This window comes from Mitsuaria chitosanitabida ATCC BAA-476 = NBRC 102408, assembly GCF_001598255.1.
GTDB classification, from domain to species: Bacteria; Pseudomonadota; Gammaproteobacteria; order Burkholderiales; family Burkholderiaceae_C; genus Roseateles; species Roseateles chitosanitabidus.
The window spans coordinates 102,832-126,414 of record NZ_BCYP01000007.1 but is presented as its reverse complement, the minus strand read 5'-3'; the positions used below and the strand labels follow the sequence as shown (position 1 = coordinate 126,414).

Sequence of the window (23,583 nt, the reverse complement as noted above, 5' to 3'; positions counted from 1 at the left end):
TCCCGTCCGATCCGGCCGGGGTCAGATCCAGTGGAAGGTCCTGGCCATCAGCGTGGCCAGGCCCAGCGTGACCGCGATCAAGGCGCCGAAGATCAGTCGGAAGTCGTGCGTGCGGATGGCCATGATGTCCGCGCGGACCTCCTTGCGGAACTCGCGCAGCTCCGTCTTGAGCTCGTTCATGTCGGTCGTGACGTGGTCCACGGTCGTCTCCAGCTGGGCCACCTTGATGGCGAGGACCGGATGGTCGGCAGAGCGCGATGCCGGGTCAATGGCTTGGACAGGTGATGTGTTCATGCCGACCAGTCTCTGCCGGACGGGATCGCCACGCCAGACGCAAAACGCCCCTCCGGGGAGGGGCGCGAGGGGGGACGACTTTCGGGGGAGGCGCCGCGGGGCGCCAGGCCTCACTTCGGTTCCTGCTCCTGCAGCAGGCGCCACATCACCTTGCCGCTGCCCGACTTGGGCAAGGTCTCGACGAACTCGACGATGCGCGGCGCCTTGTAGGCGGCCATGTGCTCATGGGCCCAGTCGACGATGTCCTTGTCGGTGGTCTTGCCCTTGGCCTCGGCCCGCAGCACCACGACGGCCTTGACGGTCTCGCCGCGGTACGCGTCCTTGGCCGCGATCACGCAGGCCTCCTGCACCGCCGGATGGCGATACAGCAGCATCTCGACCTCGGACGGCCAGACCTTGTAGCCGCTCGCGTTGATCATCCGCTTGAGCCGGTCGGTGATGAAGAAGTAGCCCTCCTCGTCCATGCGCCCCAGGTCGCCGGTGCGGAAGAAGCGCTTGCCGTCGAGCTCGACGAAGGCGGCGTCGGTCGCCTCGGGCTGCTGCCAGTAGCCGTGGAAGACCATCGGCCCGTGCGTGATGATCTCGCCCACCTCGCCGACGGGCAGTTCCTCCAGCGTCGTCGGATCGACGATGCGCGAGTCCACGCCGAAGATCGGGATGCCCAGGCATTGCAGCTTGGCGCGCTCGGGCGGATTGCCGTGGCTGGGGGCGGCGGTCTCGGTCAGGCCGTAGCCCTCGGCGAAGGTCAGGCCGAACTCCTCCAGCAGTCGTTCGGCCACCGCCTTGGGCATGGCCGCGCCACCGCCGCTCAGGTAGCGCAGGCTGGTCAGGTCGAAGCTGCGGTAGTTGGGGCTGGCGAAGAGATCGATGATCATCGTCGGGATGCAGGTCCAGTGCGTGACCTGATGCCGCGAGATCAGGCGGCCGCAGAGCTCGCGATCCCAGCGCGGCATGATCACCAGCGTCATCCCGGTGAAGACCGGCCCCAGCACCCCGTACAGCGTGCCGGTGATGTGGAACATCGGCACCACCGCCAGACCCACCGATTCGGCGCTCGCGTAGCCCCACTGGCAGCCGCCGCAGCTGTTGGACATCAGCGTCGCGTTGGTGTGCACGCAGCCCTTGGGCAGTCCCGTCGTCCCCGAGGTGTAGGGGAGCATCGCCATGTCGTCGGGACCCGCGGTGTGCGGCCCCGGCACCAGGCCGGCGGACAGCGCCTCGCGCCAGTCGGTGGCGCCGGGCGGCAGCTCGTGACGGGCGGTCAGCCAGGCGCGCATCGGCTCGGGCGCGCCGCAGTCCGCATCGGGGCCGCCCTCGGGCAGCATCTGCCAGTACTGGGTCACCAGGATCGCGCGCGGGCGCTGCGCCTGCGGCAGCCGCTCCGCCGCCTTGGCGACGATGCCCGAGAGCTCGCCGCTGCAGATCACGACCTTGGTCTCGGGATCGGTCAGGTAATGGCCGAACTCGTCCTCGCGGTTCATCGGGTTGACCGGCACGACCACGGCATCGGCGCGGTTCACCGCGTAGAAGGCGATCAGGTACTGCGGGCAGTTCTGCATGAACAGCGCGACGCGGTCGCCCTTGCCCACGCCCTGCGCCTGGAGCCAGCCGGCCAGCGCCTCGGCCTGGCGGCGCATCTCGCCGTAGCTCAGCGACGCGCCGAGGAACTGCGTCGCCGCCTTGTCCGGGTAGCGCGTCGCGGCCACCGCCAGGTTGAACCACAGCGAGGTGGCCGGGATCGCCAGGCGCCGCGGCAGCCGCTGCGGCCAATGGCTGTACTGCACGTCCGCGTTCTCGGGACGGGGGGTGACCACACGCGTCATCGGTTGTGTCTCCTGTCTTTGTTTGGAACCATCTTCCGACTGGCGCCGTGCCGGGCTTGTCGCCGCAGCGACAGGATCCGGGGAGGTCCCGAGCCTCGCGCGTCAGACCGACCGCCATGCGCCCACGCCCCGTCGCACCGGTGTGCGACGGTCGAGGCCTGCCCATGGGCCTTGCGGCTCATGCCCGAGGCCGCGCGGCGCGTCACTGTGGTGGAAATCCGACTCGTGCCCCATCAATCGGGTGGTGCCCGGGGATCGTGCGCCGGGGTCCCGCGCGTAGCATGCGGGCTTTCACCGATAGCCGCGCCGCCCACGAAGCGGGCGCCGCCCTCCCCGTTCCGTCCATGCCGACCGCGCGCCGTTCCGCCCTGTTGCTGGGGCTGCTCACCTGTGTCCTGACGATCGCTCCGCCCGCCCTCGCGCGACAGGCCGAGCAGCCGCTGACCGAGCCCGCCGGCCCCGTCGTGCTGAGCATCGGGGGCGCGCTGCGCCATGCCAACCGCGACGGGCGCGCCGTCTTCGACATGGCCATGCTGGAGAAGCTGCCGCAGGTCAGCTTCAGCACGCAGACGCCCTGGTATCCGGGCGCGCGCAAGTTCACCGGCCCGCTGCTGCGCGACGTGCTGGCCCAGGCGGGCGCCCAGGGCCGCCTCATCGAGGCGCGCGCGCTCAACGACTACCGCGTCATGGTCCCCGTCGAGGACGCGCGCCGCTACGACGTGATCGTCGCGCGGCTGCTGGACGACAAGCCCATGGCGGTGCGGGACAAGGGACCGCTGTTCCTGATCTATCCCTTCGACAGCCATGCGGAGCTGCGCAACAGCGTCTACTACGGCCGCTCCGCGTGGCAGCTGACCAGCCTGGAGCTGCGTTGAGCATGGACCGCGCCGCCTTCATCAAGCAGAAGCAGCGCCGCTGGCGCTGGGGCGTGGCGGCCATGGGGCTGCTGCTGATGCTGGCGATGGCGGGCGTGGCCTGGCTGCAGACGCGCCAGTACCAGGCGCTCAACGGCACGCGGCGTTACCAGGACGATTACCTGGTCTGGAGCCTGTTCCAGTTCGAGACCGAGTACCTCAAGCTGCGCCTGGCGCTGGAGCAGGCCGCGGGGCCCAGCGTCGGCGTCGATCCGGACCAGGTCGCGCAGCGCTACGAGATCTTCGTCAGCCGTCTGAACCTCGTCGAGAGCGAGCACGCGGCGCAGGTGCTCGCGCATCACCCCGACTACCAGCGCACGGTGGCGCGCGCGCAGGACTTCGTCCAGTGGGCGGACGCCCTGCCCTTCAACGCGCAACTGATCCGCGAGCATCCCGAGCGCCTGCGCGCGGTGATGGACCGCCTGGAGCCGCTGGCCGATCCGATCCGCGAGCTGTCGCTGACCTCGACCCACCACGTGGCCGAGGACGTCACCCAGCGCAACGAGGTGGTCCGCCGGCAGAGCCAGATCAGCCTGGGCCTGACGGCGGCGCTGTCGGCGATGACGCTGCTCTTCGCCGCGGTCATCTACCGGCAGTTCCGCGGGCTGGAGCGCTACGGTCTGAAGCAGCAGGCGCTGGCCGGTCGACTGCACGAGGCCCAGCGCGAGGCCGAGGCCGCCAACCGCGCCAAGACCGTCTTCCTGGCCAACATGAGCCACGAGCTGCGCACGCCGCTGCAGGGCCTGCTGGGCATGCTGGGCCTGGCGCGCGAGGCGCCGCTGACGCCGGCGCAGAGCGACCAGCTCAAGGCCGCCAACGACTGCGCCCGCCACCTGCTGGCGGTGCTGGGCGACATCCTGGACGTGACGCGGATGGAAGCCGGCGGCCTGTCGATCGCGCCGGAGCCGCTGCAGCTGGGCGCGCTGGCCCATGAGCTCGAGGCGCTGAGCCGCCCGCAGGCCGCGGCCAAGCGGCTGACGCTGCGCTTCACCGTCGACGACGACGTGCCCGGCTGGGTGCTGGCCGATCCGACGCGCCTGCGCCAGATCCTGCTGAACCTGCTGAGCAACGCGCTGAAGTTCTGCGACCGCGGCCAGATCGGCCTGCGCGTCCAGTGCGGCGTGGGCCCGCTGGGCGAGGACCTGCTGCTGTTCGAGGTCAACGACACCGGCCCCGGCATCGACCCCGAGGTGCAGGCCCGGCTGTTCCAGCGCTTCAGCCAGGGCGACGCGAGCACCTCGCGCCGTCACGGCGGCGCGGGCCTGGGGCTGGAGATCTCGCGGCGGCTGGCGCGCGCGATGGGCGGCGACATCCATGTGACGAGCGCGCCCGGCCAGGGCGCCCGCTTCACGCTGGCGCTGCCGCTGCGCGCGAGCACCGAGTTCAAGCCGAGCCGCCCCGGCGCCGAGCCCGCCGCGGCCGGATCGACGGGCGCGCCCGCGTCGGTGAATCCGTCGGCCCCCTCCGCCCCGGCGATCGACCTCGCCGCCGGATCACCGGGCACGTCGGACACCTCGATCACGCCCCCGATCACCGGCCTGCGCGTGCTGGTCAGCGAGGACAACCCGACCAACCGCCTCGTCATCGAGGCGATGCTGGAACGGCTGGGCCATCAGGCGACGCTGTGCGAGAACGGCCTGCAGGCGCTGCACGCGTTGCGGCAGCAGCCCTTCGACGTGGTGCTGATGGACCTGCACACGCCGCAGATGGACGGTTTCGAGGCGACCCGCGCCATGCGCGCGCTGCCGGCGCCGCGCGGCGCCCTGCCCATCGTGGCCTTCTCGGCCGACGCCTTCGAGGAATCGCGCCAGAAGGCCGACGAGGCCGGCATCTCCGCCTTCCTCTCCAAGCCCGTGGAGCTGGAGACGCTGCGCGTGTGCCTGCAGTCGGTGGCCGTGTCCGCCGCGCGCCCCGAGGCGGCCTGAGGCCGCCCGCGCCCGATCAGATGACGACCGGCTCCGGTTCGAGCCGGATGCCGAAGCGGCCGTAGACGCTTTCCTGGATCGCCCGCGACAGCGTCACGACCTCGGCCCCGCGGGCCTCGCCGCGGTTGACCAGCACCAGCGCCTGCTTCTCGTAGACGCCGGCGCCGCCGACGCTCTTGCCCTTCCAGCCGCAGGCATCGATCAACCAGCCGGCGGCCAGCTTGAAGCTGCCGTCGGCCATCGGGTAATGCACGATGTGCGGGTCGCGGCTGATGATGTCGCGGCATTGCTCCGCGCTCACCACCGGGTTCTTGAAGAAGCTGCCCGCGTTGCCGATGCGCGCCGGGTCCGGCAGCTTGGCGCGGCGGATCTCGCAGACCCACTCGAAGACCTGACGCGCGTCGGGCGCGGCGATGCCGGTCTCGCCCATCTTGCGCTCGATGTCCAGGTAGCCCAGCAACGGCTGCCAGGGCTTGGGGCAGCGCAGGCGCACCTTGGTGATCACGCTCTTGCCGGCCAGGCCGCCATAGCCCGTCTGCTTGAAGACGCTGTCGCGGTAGCCGAAGCGGCACACCGCGGCGGGCAGTTCCACGCGGCGGCCCGTCGTCAGGTCCACCACGTCGACGCTCTCCAGCCGGTCCTTGAGCTCCACGCCGTAGGCGCCGATGTTCTGCACGGGCGCCGCGCCCACGGTGCCGGGGATCAGCGCCATGTTCTCCAGGCCGGGCACGCCCTGCTCCAGGGACCAGGCCACCGCGTCGTGCCAGGTCACCCCGGCGCCGGCCTCGACGATCCAGCAGTCCTCGCGTTCCTCGACGCGCAGGCCGGGGATCTCCATCTTCAGCACCACCGCGTCCATGTCGCGCGTCAGCACCAGGTTCGAGCCTCCGCCCAGCACGAACTTCGGCGCGCGGCCGAGCTCGGGATGGTCGACCACCCGCCGCACGTCCAGCTCCTCGCGGATGCGCACCAGGCGGCGCGCGGTCGCGGGCAGGCCGAAGGTGTTGTAGGGCTTGAGATTGACGTCGGTCTCGATGACCAGCCCCTCGCGGCGGTCATTCGAGGTGGGGTGAGCGGAGGAGGACTGCATGGCAGAATTCTCGCCCATATCCCTCGGCCACCGGTCCCGCCCCGAACCTTCGTTCGCACGCGCCGCGACCGGCCCGCACTCCCCCACAACGAAAGCACACACGATGCCCAGCTTCGATACCGTCCTCGAGCCCGACATGGTCAAGGTCCGCAACAGCGTGGACGCCAGCGAGAAGGAGATCTCCACCCGCTTCGACTTCAAGGGCACCAGCGCCTCGATCGAATGGAAGGACAAGGAGAAGGAAATCCACGCCACCGGCGACGCCGAGTTCCAGCTCGAGCAGATCGAGGGCGTGCTCTACGCCAAGCTGACCAAGCAGGGCATCGTGCTGGGCTTCGTCGACAAGCAGGAGAAGATCGAGAAGCTGGGCGGCGACCGCGTCAAGCAGGTCTACAAGATCAAGAACGGCCTGGACGCCCCCGAGGCCAAGAAGGTCGTCGCGGCGATCAAGAACAGCAAGCTCAAGGTGCAGGCCCAGATCGAGGGCGACATCGTGCGCATCACCGGCAAGTCCACCGACGACCTGCAGGCCGCCCAGGCCGTGCTGCGCAAGGACCTGTCCGACCTGCCGCTGAGCTTCGACAACTACCGGAAGTAAGTCGCGAAAACCCCCGTCCAGGCGTGCCCGGGCCCCTGTTCGAGGGGCACCGCGGAACGCCGGCTCGCGCGACGATCGCGGGCGCGCATCGCAGGGCCTCGTGCCCTGCTCGCATTTGCGCGACGACACATGACACGAGGACGGCTGGGGATGGGGGGACACATGACGATTCGCCGATGGCTCGCGGTGCCGACCGCCGCGGTGCTGGCGCTGGGCGCCACGTTCGCGCAGGCCGACAGCGCCCAGGCCTCGCGCTACTACGAGGACGCGCTCAAGCGCTTCGAGCGCAAGGACGTCGACGGCGCCATCCTCCAGCTCAAGAACGCGCTCCAGCAGGACGCGCGGATGCTGACCGTGCACGTGCTGCTGGGCAAGGCGCTGCTGTCGCGCAGCGAGGCCGCCGCGGCCGAGATCGAGTTCAACGAGGCGCTCTCCCAGGGCATCAACCGGGCCGAGGTGGCCCTGCCGCTGGCGCAGGCGCTGGTCGCGCAGGGCAAGCAGGCCGAGGTCTTCAAGCTGCCGGCGCTGGTGCCCGAGGGCCTGCCCGACGACGTGCGCAAGGCCGTGCTGCTGGTGCGGGCCGCCGCCTACGCCGACATGGGCGATCCCGCCCGCGCGCAGACCCAGATCGACGCCGCGCGCGCGATCCCGCCGGACAACGCCGACACCTGGCTGGCCGAAGTGCCGCTGCGCCTGCGCGCGCGCCAGTTCGACAAGGCCGCCCTGGCCGCCGACCAGGCGCTCAAGTTCCAGCCGGCCAACGCCGAGGCGCTCTACCAGCGCGCCACCGTGCCGCACGTGCAGGGCCGGCTCGACGAGGCGCTCAAGGGCTACGAGCGCGCGATCGCCGCGGACCCGCGCCACATCGACGCGCAACTCGCCCGCGCCGGCCTGCTGCTGGACATGAACCGCGACGCCGACGCGCTGGCCCAGGTGCAAGCTCTGCTCAAGCTGGCGCCGACCGAGCCGCGCGCGCTCTACCTGAACGCCGTGCTGGCCGAGCGCCGCGGCGACGCCGCCACCGCGCGGGCCGGGCTCAAGGCGGTCACCGAGCAGCTGGACCCGGTGCCCATCGAGTTCATCCGCTTCCGGCCGCAGGCGCTGATGCTGAACGGCCTGGCCCATTACGGCCTGGGCCAGATGGAGAAGGCCAAGCCCTACCTCGAGTACGCCCAGCGCCAGACGCCCAACAGCCCGATGTCCAAGCTGCTGGCGCAGGTCTACGTGGCCGAGCCCAACCTGGAGCGCGCCGGCGAGGTGCTGGAGGCCTACCTGAAGGCCTTCCCCGGCGACGGCCAGGCGCTGGTCATGATGGCCTCGCTGCAGATGGCGCAGGGGCGGCACGCCCGCGCGGCCTCGCTGATGCAGGAGGCGCTGCGCACCCGCGACGCGCCCGAGTTCCACACCGCGCTGGGCATCTCGCTGATGCGCGGGGGCCAGTCCGGTGGCGCGGTCGCGGAGCTCGAGAAGGCGTTCCAGCGCGACCCGCGCCAGAACTACGCCGGCATGGCGCTGGCCACGCTCTACCTGCGCGGCGGCCAGACGGCCAAGGCCGTGTCGGTCGCCGAACGCCTGGTCAAGCAGAACGCGAAGAATCCCAGCGCCTGGCTGATGCTGGGCCTGGCGCGACGCGGCGCCAAGGACCTGAACGGCGCGCGGGAGGCCTATCAGCAGGCGGCGCAGCTCGACCCCTCGCTGGTGGACGCCAAGCTGGGCCTGGCCCGCATCGAGATCGCCCAGCGGCAGTTCGACGCCGCGCAGGCGCGGCTGGACGCGCTGATCAAGGCCGACGAGCACAACGTCGACGCCCTCTACGAGATGGCGCTGCTGAACGAGGCGCGCGGCAAGCCGGCCGAGGTGCAGCGCTGGCTGGCCAAGGCGGCCGACATGAGCGGCCCCCGCAACACCCGCGCCGACCTGGCGCTCGTGGCCTGGCTGCTCAAGCGGGACCAGCCGGGGCCGGCGCTGGAAGCGGCGAAGAAGCTGCTCGCCAAGGCGCCGGACGACCCGCAGACCATGACCACCTATGCCCGCGCGCAGCTGGCCAACCGCGACCTGGCGGGCGCCCGCGCCACGCTGGCCAACGCCACGCGGCGCTCGGGCTTCGGTCCGGATCCGCTGACGCAGATCGCGGCTTTGCAGCTCGATGCCCGGGACACCGCCGGCGCGGCCTACAGCCTGGACAAGGCCCTGCAAGCGGCGCCCCAGCATGTCGGCGCGCTGTCGCTGGCCTCGACCGTCGCCCTGCAGCAGGGCAACTCGGCGCAGGCGGAGAAGCAGGCCCGGATGGTGGTCCAGCTCCAGCCCACGCAGGCCGCCGGCTACCTGCTGCTGGCCGACGTCGCCCAGGCCCGCAACCAGCCGGCGCAGGCCGTCGAGGCACTGCGCAAGGCGCATGACCTGCAACCCACCACCGGCAGCCTGCTGGCGCTGATGCGCGCGCTGGGCCGCCAGGACCCGACGGGCCGTGGCGCGCAAGACCTGGCCGACCGCTGGCTCAAGACCCGGCCCCAGGACCTCGCGGTCTGGAAGGCGCTGGGCGACGCCCAGGCCCGGGCGGGTGCCTATCCGGCCGCTCGGCGCAGCTACGAGACGGCGCTCAAGCTCAAGGCCGACGACGTCGAGGCGCTCAACAACCTGGCCAATGCCCTGATCCGCCAGGGCGATGCCGCGGCCGCGGCGCAGACCGCGGAGAAGGCGCTGGCGCTGGATCCGCGCAATGCGGCGGTGATCGACACCGCGGGCTGGGCGCAACACCTGGCCGGCAATGCGGACCGCGCGCTGCAACTGCTGCGCGACGCGCGTCTGCGCGAGCCGGGCAGCCCCGACATCCGCTATCACCTCGCGGCCGCGCTGGCCAAGGCGGGCCGCAAGGCCGAGGCCCGCGAAGAACTGGACGCGGCGCTGCGCAGCAAGTCGTTCGACAGCCTCAAGGAGGCCGCGGCCCTCGGGCAGACCCTCAGGTGAAGGGTGCAGCGGCTTGTCAGAAAAACTTACATTCGTGTCACGAAAACCGACTTGCATCATCGCAAGTCATTGATCTTGAAAGACTTGAGTTGCCTGGCCCAGGCCTTGCTTTGAAGTCGGCAACTTAGAACTGCCCCACCCGGGTCAGGACCGTCGAGGGAACACCATGCGTCAACTTCACACCCGTCTGATCGGCATCGCCGTCGTCGCGCTGGCCAGCGTGCTGCCGCTGAGCGCGCACGCGCTCTCGACCTGGACCGCCGGCACCTGCGTGAGCAATTGCAGCGAGACCGGCGACACGGCGCCCAACGTGTCGTACTCGGCCTACTCGGCCGCGATCAACACCAGCGGCGGCGCGTATTCCAGCACCGGCGCCTTCGCGCAGAGCACGCTGGCCTACTACTCGGGCAATGGCTTCGGCGTCACCGCGCCGAGCGGCGATTCGCAGTCGCCCAACCACGCGATCGACAACTACGGCTATCAAGACCTGATCCTGCTGAAGTTCGATGACCTGGTGAAGCTGACGCAGGTCACCGTGGGCTGGTCGCAGTACGACAGCGACATCACCGTGCTGGCCTACACCGGCTCGACGACCGGCGTGAACGTGGCCAACACCATCACCGGCAAGACCGCCTCGACGCTGACCGGTTCCGGCTGGAGCCTGGTGGGCAGCTACGCGGACCTGGTCACGGGCACCGCCAAGACCATCAACTCGCAGAACATCAGCTCCAGCTGGTGGATCATCACCGCCTACAACTCGCAGCTGGGCGGCGCGCCGACCGGCGCGGCCGGCACGACCACCGGTCTGACGCAAGGCCTGGGCACCAGCTTCGCCGGCTACGACTTCGTGAAGCTGTTCTCCGTGGCAGGCACCGCCACGACGACGATCAAGGTCCCCGAACCAGCCTCGCTGGCACTGGCCTCCATCGCGCTGCTGGGCGTGATGGGCATCCGCCGCCAACGCAAGCAAGCGCAACGCTGAGTCTCCCTGCTCCGCAAGAGGCGACCCTTCGGGTCGCCTTTTTTTCGTCCGCGCGGCAACGCCCGCCCACAAAAGCAGAACGCCCGATGCATCACTGCATCGGGCGTTCTTGTCTGAGCCTTCGTCCCCCACCGCACCCGTCAGGGTGCGCCCAGTTCAAGCTGGAGCCCCCTCTCGGAGGGGGCTGGGGGAGCCCACTGCTTCCGCGCTTGCGCGCGGAGCGTCGCGTCAGCTACGCGCCGCGCGCTTGCGTTCGTTCTCCGACAGGTGGCGCTTGCGCAGACGCACCGACTTCGGCGTGATCTCGACCAGTTCGTCGTCCTCGATGAACTCGACGCCGTACTCCAGGGTCAGCTCGATCGGGGGCGTGATCTTGATCGCGTCTTCCTTGCCGCTGACGCGGAAGTTGGTCAGCTGCTTGGTACGGGTCGCGTTCACGACCAGGTCGTTATCGCGGCTGTGGATGCCGACGATCATGCCTTCGTAGACCGGGTCGTTCGGCTTCACGAACATGCGGCCGCGATCGTCCAGCTTGCCCAGGGCGTAGGTGAAGATCTCACCCGCGTCCATCGAGATCAGCACGCCGTTCTTGCGACCGGCGATGTCACCCTTGTGCGGCTCGTAGCCGTCGAAGATGTTGGAGATCAGACCCGAGCCGCGCGTCAGGTTCAGGAACTCGTTCGAGAAACCGATCAGGCCGCGAGCCGGGATGCGGTACTCGAGGCGGACACGGCCACGGCCGTCCGGCTCCATGTTGACCAGCTCGCCCTTGCGCTCGCCCAGGGCCTGCATGACGCCGCCCTGATGGCCTTCTTCCACGTCGGCGGTGACCAGCTCGATCGGCTCGCACTTCTCGCCGTTGATTTCCTGGAACACCACGCGCGGCTTGGAGACGGCCAGCTCGTAGCCCTCACGACGCATGTTCTCCAGCAGGATGGTGAGGTGCAGTTCGCCGCGGCCCGACACCTCGAAGATGCCGTCCTCGTCGGTTTCCTTCACGCGCAGCGCGACGTTGTGCTGCAGTTCCTTCTGCAGGCGGTCCCAGATCTGGCGGCTGGTGACGAACTTGCCTTCGCGACCCGCCAGCGGCGAGGTGTTGACGCAGAAGTTCATCGTCAGCGTCGGCTCGTCGACCTTCAGCATCGGCAGCGGCGCCGGATTGGTCGGGCTGGTCACGGTCACGCCGATGCCGATGTCCTCGATGCCGTTGATCAGCACGATGTCGCCGGGGCCGGCTTCATTCGTCTGCATGCGGTCCAGACCCTGGAAGGTCAGCACCTGGTTGATGCGGCCCTTGGTCGTCTTGCCGTCCGGACCTTCCATCACGACCACGTCCATGGCCGGCTTCAGGGTGCCCTGGCTGATGCGGCCCACGCCGATGCGGCCGACGAAGGTCGAGAAGTCCAGCGCGGAGATCTGCAGCTGCAGCGGCGCGGCCGGGTCGCCCTTCTGCGCGGGGACGTGCTTCAGGACGGTGTTGAACAGGGCGGACATGTCCTCGCCCCACTTCTCGCCCGGAGCGCCCTCTTCGAGCGACGACCAGCCGTTGATGCCCGAGGCGTACACGACCGGGAAGTCCAGCTGCTCGTCGGTGGCGCCCAGCTTGTCGAACAGGTCGAAGGCGGCGTTGATGACGGCGTCGGGCTTGGCGCCCGGCTTGTCGACCTTGTTCACGACGACGATGGGCTTCAGGCCCAGCGCCAGCGCCTTCTTGGTCACGAAGCGCGTCTGCGGCATCGGGCCTTCCTGGGCGTCGATCAGCAGCACCACGCCGTCGACCATCGACAGCGCGCGCTCGACTTCACCGCCGAAGTCCGCGTGTCCCGGGGTGTCGACGATGTTGATGTGGGTGCCTTCCCAGCTGACCGCGCAGTTCTTGGCCAGGATGGTGATGCCGCGCTCGCGTTCGATGGCGTTGTTGTCCATCACCGTGTCGACGACCTTCTCGTGATCGGCGAAGGTCCCGCTCTGACGCAGGAGCTGGTCCACCATGGTGGTCTTGCCATGGTCGACGTGGGCGATGATGGCGATGTTGCGGATTTGCTTGCTCATGGGACGCTTTCGCTAAGAAGGCTTTCTCTTGGATTCGGAGGAAGTCGGGGGGATTCTTGAAAGGGATTCGGTCTCGATGCGGATCCGGGCTCAGGCCGCCTGCATCAGCATGGTGGCGATCTCGGTGGGACTGAGCAGCCGGTCGGCGATCAGCTCGCCGGCGGCCACGTGCGCGCTGCCCAGGAAGGCCCGCGGCATCTGGCCGTAGACCCGCACCTGCGCCATGTCGGCCACCGCCACGCGGCGCCGCATGCCCGACAGGAAACGGCCGGCCTCGTCGTTGCTCAACTCGACCTCGGGCCACTCGCCCAGCAGGCTGTCGGGGGCCTTCAGCAGCGCCAGGCGGGCCTCGTCGTCCATCGCCTCGAGCTGCTCCAGCGTCACCGCCTGCTCGATGGCCACCGGGCCGCTCGAGGTCCGGCGCAGGCCGGCCAGGTGGGCGCCGCAACCCAGCTTCGCGCCGATGTCCTCGGCCAGCGTGCGGATGTAGGTGCCCTTGGAGCAGCGGACATCGATGATCAGCAGCAGTTCGTCAGCCTGCCACTGGACGATGTCCAGCACGTGAATCGTCACGTTGCGCGGTTGGCGCTCGACGGTCACGCCCTCGCGGGCCAGCTCGTACAGCGCGCGGCCCTGATGCTTGAGCGCGGAGAACATCGGCGGGAGCTGCGAGATCGCCCCCTTGAACTCCGCGCACGCGGCACGGATCGTGGCCACGTCCAGCGACTTCGCGACCGCGTCGCGTTGCTCGACGATCTCGCCCTCGCCGTCGCCGGTGGTCGTGGTGATGCCCAGGCGCAGCGTCGCGCGGTAGCCCTTGTCGGCCTCCAGCGAGACCTGGCTGAACTTGGTCGCGGCGCCGAAGGTCAGCGGGAGCAGCCCGGTCGCCAGCGGATCCAGCGTGCCGGTATGGCCGGCCTTCTCGGCGCGGAACAGACGCTTGACCTTCTGCAATGCGTCATTGCTGGTCAGGCCAAGCGGCTTGTCCAGCATCAGCACGCCATGCACGGCGCGCTTCACGATTTTCGGGCGGGGGGCTACTGCGCTCATCACGGTGCGGCACCCTTCTCAGGGCGCCGTCCTTCACTCTCGTCTACGTCGGGAGGACCGTCAGTCCTCGGTGGTCTCGTCGTCCTGCACGCGGGCCGAATTCGCCTTGGCGATCAGCGCGCTCATCTCGGCCGCGCGCTCGGTGGTGCGGTCGAAATGGAAGTGCAGCGACGGCACGGTGTGGATCTGCAGGCGCTTGAACAGGCCGTTGCGCAGGAAGCCGGCCGCCTCGTTCAGCGCCTCGCCGGTGGCCTTCGCGTCGCCGACCAGCAGCGAATAGAAGACCTTGGCGTGCGCGTAATCGGGCGTGACCTCGACTCCGCTGATCGTCACCATGCCGATGCGCGGGTCCTTCAACTCGCGGATCAGCTCGGCCAGGTCGCGCTGGATCTGGTCCGCCACGCGCAGACCGCGGTTGGGGATAGATCGCTTGTGACGCATGGCTCTTTCCTCACTCTCTCAAACAACAAAGCCCGGCGGGGGGAAACCCGCCGGGCGTGGGGGCTGCGGCGCGCTGGTTTACAGCGTGCGCGCGACCTCCTTGATTTCGAAGACTTCCAGTTGGTCGCCTTCCTTGATGTCGCTGTAGTTCTTCAGCTTGATACCGCACTCGAAGCCTTCGCGGACTTCCTTGACGTCGTCCTTCATGCGCTTGAGCGACTCGATCTCGCCGGTGTACACCACCACGTTGTCGCGCAGCAGGCGGAAGCGGGCGTTGCGGGTCACGTGGCCGCTGGTGATCATCGAACCGGCAATGGTGCCGATCTTGGTCGCCACGAACACGGTGCGGATCTCGGCGGTACCGATGATCTCCTCGCGCTGCTCCGGAGCCAGCATGCCGGCCATCGCCGCCTTCACATCGTCCACGGCGTCGTAGATGATGTTGTAGTAGCGCAGGTCGACGTCGTTGTGCTCGGCCACCTTGCGCGCGCCGGCATCGGCACGCACGTTGAAGCCGATGACGACGGCCTTGGAGGCGATCGCCAGGTTGATGTCGGACTCGCTGATGCCGCCCACCGCCGCGTGCACGATCTGCACCTTGACCTCTTCGGTCGACAGCTTGAGCAGCGACGAGGCCAGCGCCTCCTGCGAACCCTGCACGTCGGCCTTGATGATCAACGGGAGCGTCTGCACGTCGCCGGCGGTCATGTCGGCGAACATGTTCTCCAGCTTGGCGGCCTGCTGCTTGGCCAGCTTCACGTCGCGGTACTTGCCGGCCCGGAAGGTGGCGATTTCACGGGCACGACGTTCGTCGCCCAGCACCATGAATTCATCACCGGCGCGCGGCACTTCCGTCAGACCCTGGATCTCGACCGGGATGGACGGACCGGCTTCGGTCGCGGCCTTGCCGTCCTCGTCCAGCATGGCGCGCACGCGGCCGTAGGTCGAGCCTGCCAGCACCACGTCGCCACGCTTGAGCGTGCCGGACTGCACCAGCACCGTCGCGACCGGGCCGCGGCCCTTGTCCAGCTTGGCTTCGATGACCAGACCCTTGGCCATCGAATCCTTCGGGGCCTTGAGTTCCAGCACTTCGGCCTGCAGCAGCACCTGCTCCAGCAGATCGTCGATGCCCTGGCCGGTCTTGGCCGACACCGGGACGAACGGGGACTCGCCGCCGAATTCTTCCGGGACGACTTCCTCGGCCACCAGCTCGCTCTTCACGCGCTCGGGGTTGGCATCGGGCTTGTCGATCTTGTTCATCGCGACCACGATGGGGACGCCGGCGGCCTTCGCGTGGTGGATCGCTTCCTTGGTCTGCGGCATGACGCCGTCATCGGCGGCCACGACCAGGATGACGATGTCCGTCGCCTGGGCGCCGCGGGCACGCATGGCCGTGAAGGCCTCGTGACCCGGGGTGTCCAGGAACGTCACCATGCCGCGCGGCGTGTCGACGTGATAGGCGCCGATGTGCTGCGTGATGCCGCCGGCTTCGCCAGCCGCCACGCGGGCGCGGCGGATGCTGTCCAGCAGCGAGGTCTTGCCGTGGTCGACGTGACCCATGACGGTCACGACCGGCGCGCGCGGCAGCAGCTCGTGTTCGGTCTCGGTGCCCTCTTCCTCGAGGAAGGCGTCCGGATCGTCCAGCTTGGCGGCGAACGCCTTGTGGCCCATTTCCTCGACCAGGATCATGGCCGTCTCTTGGTCCAGCTGCTGGTTGATCGTGACCATCTGGCCCAGCTTCATCAGCTGCTTGATCACCTCGGAAGCCTTCACCGACATCTTGTGCGCCAGATCGGCGACGGAGATGGTCTCGGGGATGTGGACTTCCTGGATCACCGGCTCGGTGGGGGCCTGGAAGTTGGACTGCGAGGCGCCGCGATCGTCGCGACCGCCACGGCGGCCGCCAGGACCGCCACGGCCAGGCGCGCGCCAGCCGGCGGCACCCGGACGGGCGCCGGCGCCCGCGTCACGGCCACCCGGCTTGCCGGGCGTGCCACGCTTCTTGTCGTCGGCCCAGCTGGAGGACAGCTTCTCGGACTTGACGGACTTCTTGTCGCCCGGCTTCGCGCCGGCGCCCGCCGACGCGGTCGCGCCAGCGGCACCCGGAGCGGCGCCCGGCTTCTTGTGAATGGTGCCCTTGATGCCGGCAGCGGCGGCTTCCGGCTTCGGCTCTTCCTTCTTCGCGACCAGCACCTTCTTGGGTGCGTTCATCATCGCGCGGATGGCGGCGGCCTCGGCCTCGGCGGCCTTGCGGCGGCGCTCCAGCTCGGCCTGGCGGGCCTTCTCGTCGGCGGCCACGTCGGCGGCCTTGACCACGCGCAGCACGGGCTTGGCGGGCTCGACCGGAGCCGGCGCGGGCGCCGGAGCAGCCACGGGGGCGGGCGCGGCGGCCTTCTCGGCCGCGGCCTTGTCGGCGGCAGCCTTCTCGGCAGCCTTGTCGGCGGCCTTCTCGGCCTTGGACTTGGCGGCCTCGGCGACCTTGCGCGCTTCCGCCTCGGCGGCGGCCTTGGCGGCGGCTTCGGCGGCGGCGGCTTCAGCGGCCTCGCGGGCGGCGCGCTCTTCCTCGCGACGCTTCTCCTCGGCTTCGCGGGCGGCGCGCTCGGCGTCCTCGCGCTCGCGCATCTTGCGGGCGAGTTCTTCTTCCTGCTGACGCAGCGCCTCGGCCTGGGCTTGCACTTCTTCCTCGCGGCGCTTCAGTTCGGCTTCCTCCGCGGCAGCGGCGGCGGCGTCGTCGACACCGTCCTCACGCTTGACGAAGACGCGCTTCTTGCGCACCTCGACCTGAATCGTGCGGGCCTTGCCGGAAGCGTCGGCCTGCTTGATCTCGCTGGTCGACTTGCGGGTCAGGGTGATCTTCTTGCGCTCGGCGCCGCCGGTGCCATGCGCGGTGCGCAGATGGTCCAGCAGACGTTCCTTGTCGCTTTCGTTCAGGCTGTCCTCGGCGGACGCCTTGTTGACGCCCGCAGCTTGGAGCTGCTCCAGCAAAGTGCTCGCAGGCCTGTTCAGCTCTGCGGCCAGCTGGGCGACGGTGGTCACGGCCATTATTGAAATCCTTAAATCTTGTGTAGGCGGAGCGGTCTGGTTTCGCTTGTGTCGCTAGCGAGCGTGTGCCCGGGGCGTTATGCGTTGAACCAGTGCTCGCGCGCCTTCATGATCAAAGCGCGTGCCGCTGCCTCGTCCAGGGACGAAATCTCGACCAACTCGTCGACGGCCAGGTCGGCCAGGTCGTCACGGGTATGAATGTCACCAGCCGCCAGCTTGGCGATCAGCTCGGGCGTCATGCCCTCCAGATCGCGCAGGTCCTGCGACACCTCTTCGACCTTCTCCTCGCGGGCGATCTCCATCGTCAGCAGCGCGTCCTTGGCTCGGGTGCGCAGCTCGTTGACGGTTTCCTCGTCGAAGGATTCGATCTCCAGCATCTCCTGCATCGGGACGTAGGCGACCTCTTCCAGCGTCGCGAAGCCCTCGGCGATCAGGATGTCGGCGACTTCCTCGTCCACGTCCAGCTTCTCGACGAACAGCTTGCGCACCGAATCGGATTCCTCGGCCTGCTTGGCGGCGGATTCCTCGGCGGTCATGATGTTGATCTTCCAGCCGGTCAGCTCCGAGGCCAGACGCACGTTCTGACCACCACGGCCGATGGCGATCGCGAGGTTTTCCTCGTCGACCACGACGTCCATGGCGTGACGCTCTTCATCCACCACGATGGACTGCACGTTCGCCGGCGCGAGCGCGCCGATCACGAACTGCGCGGGATCCTCGGACCAGAGCACGATATCGACGCGCTCGCCGGCCAGCTCGTTGGTCACGCCGTTCACGCGGGAGCCGCGCACGCCGACGCAGGTGCCGATCGGGTCGACGCGCTTGTCGTGCGAGACCACGGCGATCTTGGCGCGGCTGCCGGCGTCGCGGGCCGCGTTCTTGATCTCCAGCAGGCCTTGCTCGATCTCGGGCACTTCCTGGGCGAAGAGTTCCTTCATGAACTCGCCCGACGAGCGCGACAGCATGATCTGCGGGCCGCGCTGGGTTGGGTCCACGCCCAGGATCACCGCGCGGACGCGGTCGCCGGTGCGCAGGTTTTCCTTCGGGATCATTTCATTGCGCTTGAGGCGGCCTTCGACGCGGCCCGACTCGGCAATGATGTCGCCCTTGTCCAGGCGCTTGACGGTGCCGACGAAGATCTTCTCGCCGCGCGACATGAAGTCGTTCAGCAGCTGTTCGCGCTCGGCGTCGCGGATCTTCTGCAGGATGACCTGCTTGGCGGCTTGCGCGCCGATGCGGCCGATGGGCACGGACTCCACGCCTTCCTCGATGTGGTCGTCCACCTCGATGTCGGCGATCTGCTCCTGGGCCTCGAACAGCAGGATTTCCGAATCCGGATTCTGCAGACCGGCTTCGTTCGGGACGACGTGCCAGCGGCGGAAGGTCTCGTACTCGCCGGTGTCGCGGTCGATGGCCACACGGATGTCGACCTCGCCGCCATACAACTTCTTGGTGGCCGAAGCCAGCGCCGCCTCAACGGCGCCGAACACCACATCGCGCTCCACGCTCTTCTCGCGCGAGATGGCGTCCACCAGCATCAACAGTTCGCGGTTCATTGATCGAGACCTCCGTCAACCTTGTCATCCGTCTGCCGGGACTTGGCATTGCTCTTCTTCTTCGACGCCTTCGGCTTCGCAGCCGCTCCGTCAGCAGATTCCGATCCGGGCGCCAAGCCCGTGTTCTTTTTCGCCGCGGCCTTGCCAGCCGCCGCACCGGTCGCCGTTCCCGACGCCCGGTTCCTGAAAACGATCTCCGGCACCAGCTTGGCCGAACGCACTTCGTCCAGCGCGAAGTCCAGCACCTGTTCGGTCTTGCCGTCGGAGAAGATCAGGCGCCAGTTCGTGCTCGCGGCCAGGGCGTCGTCCGAGACGCCCTCGGCCGCCGCGAGGACGCCCTTGTATTTCTTGCGACCCTGGAAAGCCTCGCGCAGCGTGATTTCCGCATCGTGACCGGTGAACCGGGCGTAGTCGCCAGCATGGTTCAGCGGACGGTCGAGTCCGGGGGTGGAGACTTCCAGGCGCTGATAGTCGATTTCCTCGACTTCCATCACGTAGCGGAGCTGGCGCGTCACGCGCTCGCAGTCCTCGACGTTGACCGGCTGCTCAGGTTCCTGGCCGTTCACCAGAGGTTTGTCGATGAAGACGCGCAGCAAGCCCCCGGCGCTGCGTTCGCAGCCCACCACCTCGTAACCGAGACCGGTCACGGTTTTCTCTACAACGGCTTGCCAGCTCAAATTCATCGACGAAGGGTTCTATCCTGTGGGACGGCCAAAAAAAATGGGCTGGATGAATCCGCCCACCGTTCACTTTCTCAGCGAAGCTCGAAGTGTACTATGCAAACAGCATGCCGGCAAGGCTGAGACATTTGTCGCGCATGGGGCGTGCGAGAATCCCGCCCTCCCCCGAACCAATGAATACCAGGAGCAGACATGGGATTTCTCGCCGGCAAGCGGCTGCTGATCACGGGCGTGCTGTCCAACCGTTCGATTGCCTACGGCATCGCCAAGGCCTGCCATCGCGAGGGCGCTGAACTGGCCTTCAGCTACGTGGGCGAGCGCTTCAAGGACCGGATCACCGAGTTCGCGGCGGAATTCGACTCCAAGCTGGTGTTCGATTGCGACGTGGGCGACGACGCCCAGATCGAGCGCCTGTTCGAGGAACTGGGTCAACACTGGCCGGAATTCGACGGCTTCGTGCACTCGATCGGTTTCGCGCCCCGTGAGGCGATCGCCGGGGAGTTCCTGGACGGCATGACGCGGGAGAACTTCCGCATCGCCCACGACATTTCCGCCTACAGCTTCCCGGCGATGGCCAAGGCCGCGCAGAGCCGCCTGCGTCCGGGCGCGGCGCTGCTGACGCTGTCCTACCTGGGCGCCGACCGCTTCGTGCCGAACTACAACACCATGGGCCTGGCCAAGGCCTCGCTGGAAGCCAGCGTGCGCTACCTGGCCTACGGCCTGGGCGGCAAGGGCATCCGGGTGAACGGCATTTCCGCCGGTCCGATCAAGACGCTGGCCGCCTCGGGCATCAAGGACTTCGGCAAGCTGCTGAAGCAGTTCGCCGACAGCGCCGCCATCAAGCGCAACGTCACGATCGAGGACGTCGGCAACACCGCCGCCTTCCTGCTGTCGGACCTCGCCGCGGGCGTGAGCTCCGAGATCATCTACGTCGACGGCGGCTTCAGCCACCAGGCGATGGCTGGCGGCGAGTAAACAGCCCAGCCCGACGACCCTCGTCGGCACCAACGAAATCAGGCCCCGCGGGGCCTGATTTCATTTGAGCGCGGCGCCATGACGGCGCCCATGAAGCCTTTACTTCCTCGCGCCCTTCACCGCCTTCGCGTCCGTCGCGTCGACCACGCAATCCACGTAGTAGCGGGTCACGCCGTCGGCGCCCTTCTCCGCGACCAGGCCATGCACGTCGGTGGCGAAGCCCGGGAATTTCGCGTTGAACTCGCGCGTGAAGATCAGGTAGTCCACGATGCGCTTGTTGAAACGCTCGCCCGGGATCACCAGCGGGATGCCCGGGGGGTACGGCGTCAGCAGCGCCGTGGTCACGCGACCTTCCAGCTTGTCGATCTCGACGCGCTCCGTCTTGCGATGCGCGATGTGCGCGTACGCGTCGGACGGCTTCATCGCCGGCTCCAGGTCCGACAGATAGACCTCGGTGGTCAGGCGCGCGATGTCGCCGGACGCATAGGCCTCGTGGATGCTCTGGCACAGGTCGCGCAGGCCCATGCGCTCATAGCGCGGGAAGGCGGCCACGAAGTCCGGCAGGATACGCCAGATCGCGGCGTTCTTGTCGTAGTCGTCCTTGAACTGCTGCAGCGCGGTCAGCAGCGTGTTCCAGCGGCCCTTGGTGATGCCGATGGTGAACATGATGAAGAACGAGTACAGACCCGTCTTCTCCACCACCACGCCGTGCTCGGCCAGGAACTTGGTGACGATGCTCGCCGGGATGCCGGTCTTGGCGAACTTGCCGCTCATGTCCAGGCCCGGAGTGATCACGGTGGACTTGATCGGGTCCAGCATGTTGAAGCCGGCCTCGATCGGGCCGAAGCCGTGCCACTTCTCGTTGGCCTTGAGCATCCAGTCGGCGGCCTTGCCGATGCCCTCGGTCGCGAGCTTGTCCGGCCCCCAGACCTTGAACCACCAGTCCTTGCCGTAGTCCTTCTCGACCTTGCGCATCGCGCGACGGAAGTCCAGCGCCTCGGAGATGGACTCCTCCACCAGCGCCGTGCCGCCCGGAGGCTCCATCATCGCGGCCGCGACGTCGCAGCTGGCGATGATCGAGTACTGCGGGCTGGTCGAGGTGTGCATCAGGTAGGCCTCGTTGAACAGATGCTTGTCCAGCTTCACGTTCTGAGAGTCCTGCACCAGCACCTGCGAGGCCTGCGAGATGCCCGCCAGCAGCTTGTGGGTCGACTGCGTCGCGTAGACCATGGCGGTCTTGGGGCGCGGGCGGTGCTTGCCCATCGCGTGGTACGAGCCGTAGAAGTTGTGGAAGGCCGCGTGCGGCAGCCACGCCTCGTCGAAGTGCAGCGTGTCGATCCAGCCGTCCAGCTTGGCCTTGATGGTCTCGGTGTTGTAGAGCACGCCGTCATAGGTGCTCTGCGTCAGCGTCATGATGCGCGGCTTGGCCTTCTTGGCGTCCACGCCCTTGAGCAACGGATTCTTGGCGATCTTCTTGCGGATGACTTCCGGGGAGAACTCGCTCTCCGGGATCGGACCGATGATGCCGTAGTGATTGCGCGTGGGCGTCATGAAGACCGGGACCGCCCCGGTCATGATGATGCTGTGCAGGATGGACTTGTGGCAGTTGCGGTCGACCACCACGATGTCGCCCGGCGCCACCGTGTGGTGCCAGACCATCTTGTTGGACGTCGAGGTGCCGTTGGTGACGAAGAAGCAATGGTCCGCATTGAAGATGCGGGCGGCGTTCTTCTCGCTCTCGGCGACCGGGCCGGTGTGGTCCAGCAGTTGGCCCAGCTCCTCGACCGCGTTGCACACGTCGGCGCGCAGCATGTTCTCGCCGAAGAACTGGTGGAACATCTGGCCGACCGGGCTCTTCAGGAAGGCCACGCCGCCCGAGTGCCCCGGGCAGTGCCACGAGTAGGACCCGTCCTGCGCGTAATCCATCAGCGCCTTGAAGAACGGGGGCGCCAGACCGTCGAGGTAGCTCTTGGCCTCGCGGATGATGTGACGCGCCACGAACTCGGGCGTGTCCTCGAACATGTGGATGAAGCCGTGCAGCTCGCGCAGGATGTCGTTGGGCAGGTGCTGCGAGGTGCGCGTCTCCCCATACACATAGATGGGGATGTCCGCATTCTTGAAGCGGATCTCCTGGATGAACTTGCGCAGGTTCAGGACCGCGGGATCCAGTTCAGTGCCATCCCCGTTGCCCGAGAACTCCTCGTCGTCGATCGACAGGATGAAGGCGCTCGCGCGCGACTGCTGCTGCGCGAACTGGCTCAGGTCGCCGTAGCTCGTCGCGCCCAGCACCTCGAAGCCTTCCTTCTGGATGGCGTCGGCCAGGGCGCGGATGCCCAAACCCGAGGTGTTCTCGGAGCGGTAGTCCTCGTCGATGATGACGATGGGAAAGCGGAAACGCGGCGTCATGGGCCTCTCCGGGAACAGGAAAAACAGGGGGTCGAACACGAAAGGCGCGAAGTGTAGGGCTACAGCCGCGTCACGCAAGTGTCCATCAGGGTTTGTCGTGGAAACAGGACGCCAGGCGCCCCGCCCTGGCCTCGTCCGACCGCTGCGCCGAGCGCCGACACCCCTCCCCCGAAGGGGGACCGGATGGGCGAATTCCGGAGGGACGCTCACTCTTCAGGAGGGGTCCGTTGAAGTGTTTGCAGAGCGCCCCGGGGCGTAAACTGCCCCGCATCCAAGAACGACCGGGCGACGCGGGGAGCGCCCGGCAAATGCAGGAGGACGCGATGGACTGGAGTCTCGCCACCTGGTGGTGGGTGATCTGCGGTGGCCTGGTGATGGCGGAGCTCGCCAGCGGGACCACCTTCTATCTGCTGATGCTGGCGCTGGGCGCGGCCGCGGCGGCGCTCACGGCGCACCTGGGCGGACCGTTCTGGTCCCAGCTCGTGATCGCGGCCCTCGTCGGCGGCGGCGCGGTGACCTGGTGGCACCGGCGGCAGCTGCGCCATCCGCGCACGCCCGCGAACCAGAACCCCAACGTGAACCTCGACATCGGCCAGAGCCTGGAGGTCGCGCAATGGCGCGCCGACGGCACGGCCGAGGTCCGCTACCGCGGCGCCGCCTGGCAGGCGCGCTTCATCGGCACGGGTCAGCCGCACGAAGGCCGGCACGTGATCCGCGCGGTCGAGGGCACCTGCCTGCTGCTCGAGCCGGCCTGAGCGCGCGGCCACCCCTGCCCCTGTCCCAACCTG

Annotated in this window: 17 protein-coding genes; 7 read left to right on the top strand and 10 right to left on the bottom strand. The window is 68.3% G+C overall.

What is annotated here, in order from left to right:
* Positions 1 to 21 precede the first annotated feature (21 nt).
* Both MCHT01_RS05305 and MCHT01_RS05300 read right to left on the bottom strand, forming a co-directional pair.
* Entirely contained in the window at positions 22 to 294 is a 273-nt protein-coding gene (locus tag MCHT01_RS05305) for a hypothetical protein (RefSeq protein WP_218017862.1), read from the bottom strand.
* 110 nt (positions 295 to 404) lie between these two features.
* Positions 405 to 2,117, bottom strand: a complete 1,713-nt coding sequence (locus tag MCHT01_RS05300) for a long-chain fatty acid--CoA ligase (protein WP_067063332.1) — start codon at positions 2,115 to 2,117, stop codon at positions 405 to 407.
* Positions 2,118 to 2,461: 344 nt separating this feature from the next.
* Between MCHT01_RS05300 and MCHT01_RS05295 the strand changes: the two genes are divergently transcribed.
* A complete protein-coding gene (locus MCHT01_RS05295) occupies positions 2,462 to 2,992 on the top strand; it encodes a putative pterin-binding protein (RefSeq protein WP_245643166.1) in 531 nt (176 codons plus the stop codon).
* Positions 2,993 to 2,994: 2 nt separating this feature from the next.
* Entirely contained in the window at positions 2,995 to 4,956 is a 1,962-nt protein-coding gene (locus MCHT01_RS05290) for an ATP-binding protein (RefSeq protein ID WP_067063329.1), read from the top strand.
* A 16-nt stretch (positions 4,957 to 4,972) separates the two neighbouring features.
* Here MCHT01_RS05290 and murB read toward each other — a convergent pair whose 3' ends face one another.
* The gene (gene murB / locus MCHT01_RS05285) at positions 4,973 to 5,998 is read right to left on the bottom strand and encodes a UDP-N-acetylmuramate dehydrogenase (RefSeq protein ID WP_067063409.1); all 1,026 of its coding nucleotides are present in this window, start codon (positions 5,996 to 5,998) and stop codon (positions 4,973 to 4,975) included.
* 151 nt (positions 5,999 to 6,149) lie between these two features.
* Between murB and MCHT01_RS05280 the strand changes: the two genes are divergently transcribed.
* The 3 genes from MCHT01_RS05280 to xdp1 all read left to right on the top strand — a co-directional run bounded on the left by MCHT01_RS05280 (position 6,150) and on the right by xdp1 (position 10,593).
* Positions 6,150 to 6,644 (top strand): YajQ family cyclic di-GMP-binding protein, encoded by a 495-nt coding sequence (locus MCHT01_RS05280; protein WP_067063327.1) that lies wholly within the window; start codon positions 6,150 to 6,152, stop codon positions 6,642 to 6,644.
* A gap of 162 nt (positions 6,645 to 6,806) precedes the next feature.
* On the top strand, positions 6,807 to 9,611 hold the full coding sequence (gene prsT / locus MCHT01_RS05275; protein WP_067063324.1) for an XrtA/PEP-CTERM system TPR-repeat protein PrsT: 2,805 nt from the start codon (positions 6,807 to 6,809) through the stop codon (positions 9,609 to 9,611).
* A gap of 166 nt (positions 9,612 to 9,777) precedes the next feature.
* The gene (xdp1, locus tag MCHT01_RS05270) at positions 9,778 to 10,593 is read left to right on the top strand and encodes an exosortase-dependent surface protein XDP1 (RefSeq protein ID WP_067063322.1); all 816 of its coding nucleotides are present in this window, start codon (positions 9,778 to 9,780) and stop codon (positions 10,591 to 10,593) included.
* 228 nt (positions 10,594 to 10,821) lie between these two features.
* Here the strand turns inward: xdp1 and typA are convergent, their stop codons facing one another.
* The 6 genes from typA to rimP form a co-directional block, all read right to left on the bottom strand.
* On the bottom strand, positions 10,822 to 12,645 hold the full coding sequence (typA, locus tag MCHT01_RS05265; RefSeq protein ID WP_067063319.1) for a translational GTPase TypA: 1,824 nt from the start codon (positions 12,643 to 12,645) through the stop codon (positions 10,822 to 10,824).
* Between the two features lie 90 nt (positions 12,646 to 12,735).
* Positions 12,736 to 13,695, bottom strand: coding sequence for a tRNA pseudouridine(55) synthase TruB (gene truB / locus MCHT01_RS05260; protein ID WP_067063316.1), 960 nt, complete (start codon positions 13,693 to 13,695; stop codon positions 12,736 to 12,738).
* A 60-nt stretch (positions 13,696 to 13,755) separates the two neighbouring features.
* Positions 13,756 to 14,136: a 30S ribosome-binding factor RbfA gene (gene rbfA / locus MCHT01_RS05255; protein WP_067063314.1), complete on the bottom strand. Its 381-nt coding sequence runs from the start codon at positions 14,134 to 14,136 to the stop codon at positions 13,756 to 13,758.
* A gap of 78 nt (positions 14,137 to 14,214) precedes the next feature.
* Complete coding sequence (gene infB, locus MCHT01_RS05250; protein ID WP_067063312.1) at positions 14,215 to 17,178, bottom strand: translation initiation factor IF-2; 2,964 nt, start codon at positions 17,176 to 17,178, stop codon at positions 14,215 to 14,217.
* A 77-nt stretch (positions 17,179 to 17,255) separates the two neighbouring features.
* The gene (nusA, locus tag MCHT01_RS05245; protein ID WP_067063309.1) at positions 17,256 to 18,734 is read right to left on the bottom strand and encodes a transcription termination factor NusA; all 1,479 of its coding nucleotides are present in this window, start codon (positions 18,732 to 18,734) and stop codon (positions 17,256 to 17,258) included.
* Entirely contained in the window at positions 18,731 to 19,417 is a 687-nt protein-coding gene (gene rimP / locus MCHT01_RS05240) for a ribosome maturation factor RimP (RefSeq protein ID WP_337958190.1), read from the bottom strand. The genes nusA and rimP overlap by 4 nt, the downstream gene beginning before the upstream one ends.
* A gap of 189 nt (positions 19,418 to 19,606) precedes the next feature.
* On the opposite strand from rimP, the gene fabI reads away from it, so the two are divergent.
* Complete coding sequence (fabI, locus tag MCHT01_RS05235; protein ID WP_067063307.1) at positions 19,607 to 20,389, top strand: enoyl-ACP reductase FabI; 783 nt, start codon at positions 19,607 to 19,609, stop codon at positions 20,387 to 20,389.
* A 99-nt stretch (positions 20,390 to 20,488) separates the two neighbouring features.
* On the opposite strand, the gene MCHT01_RS05230 is transcribed toward fabI, so the two are convergent.
* A complete protein-coding gene (locus MCHT01_RS05230) occupies positions 20,489 to 22,795 on the bottom strand; it encodes an arginine/lysine/ornithine decarboxylase (protein WP_067063304.1) in 2,307 nt (768 codons plus the stop codon).
* A 323-nt stretch (positions 22,796 to 23,118) separates the two neighbouring features.
* Here MCHT01_RS05230 and MCHT01_RS05225 point away from each other — a divergent pair, with 323 nt between their 5' ends.
* On the top strand, positions 23,119 to 23,550 hold the full coding sequence (locus MCHT01_RS05225) for an NfeD family protein (protein ID WP_067063406.1): 432 nt from the start codon (positions 23,119 to 23,121) through the stop codon (positions 23,548 to 23,550).
* Positions 23,551 to 23,583 lie beyond the last annotated feature (33 nt).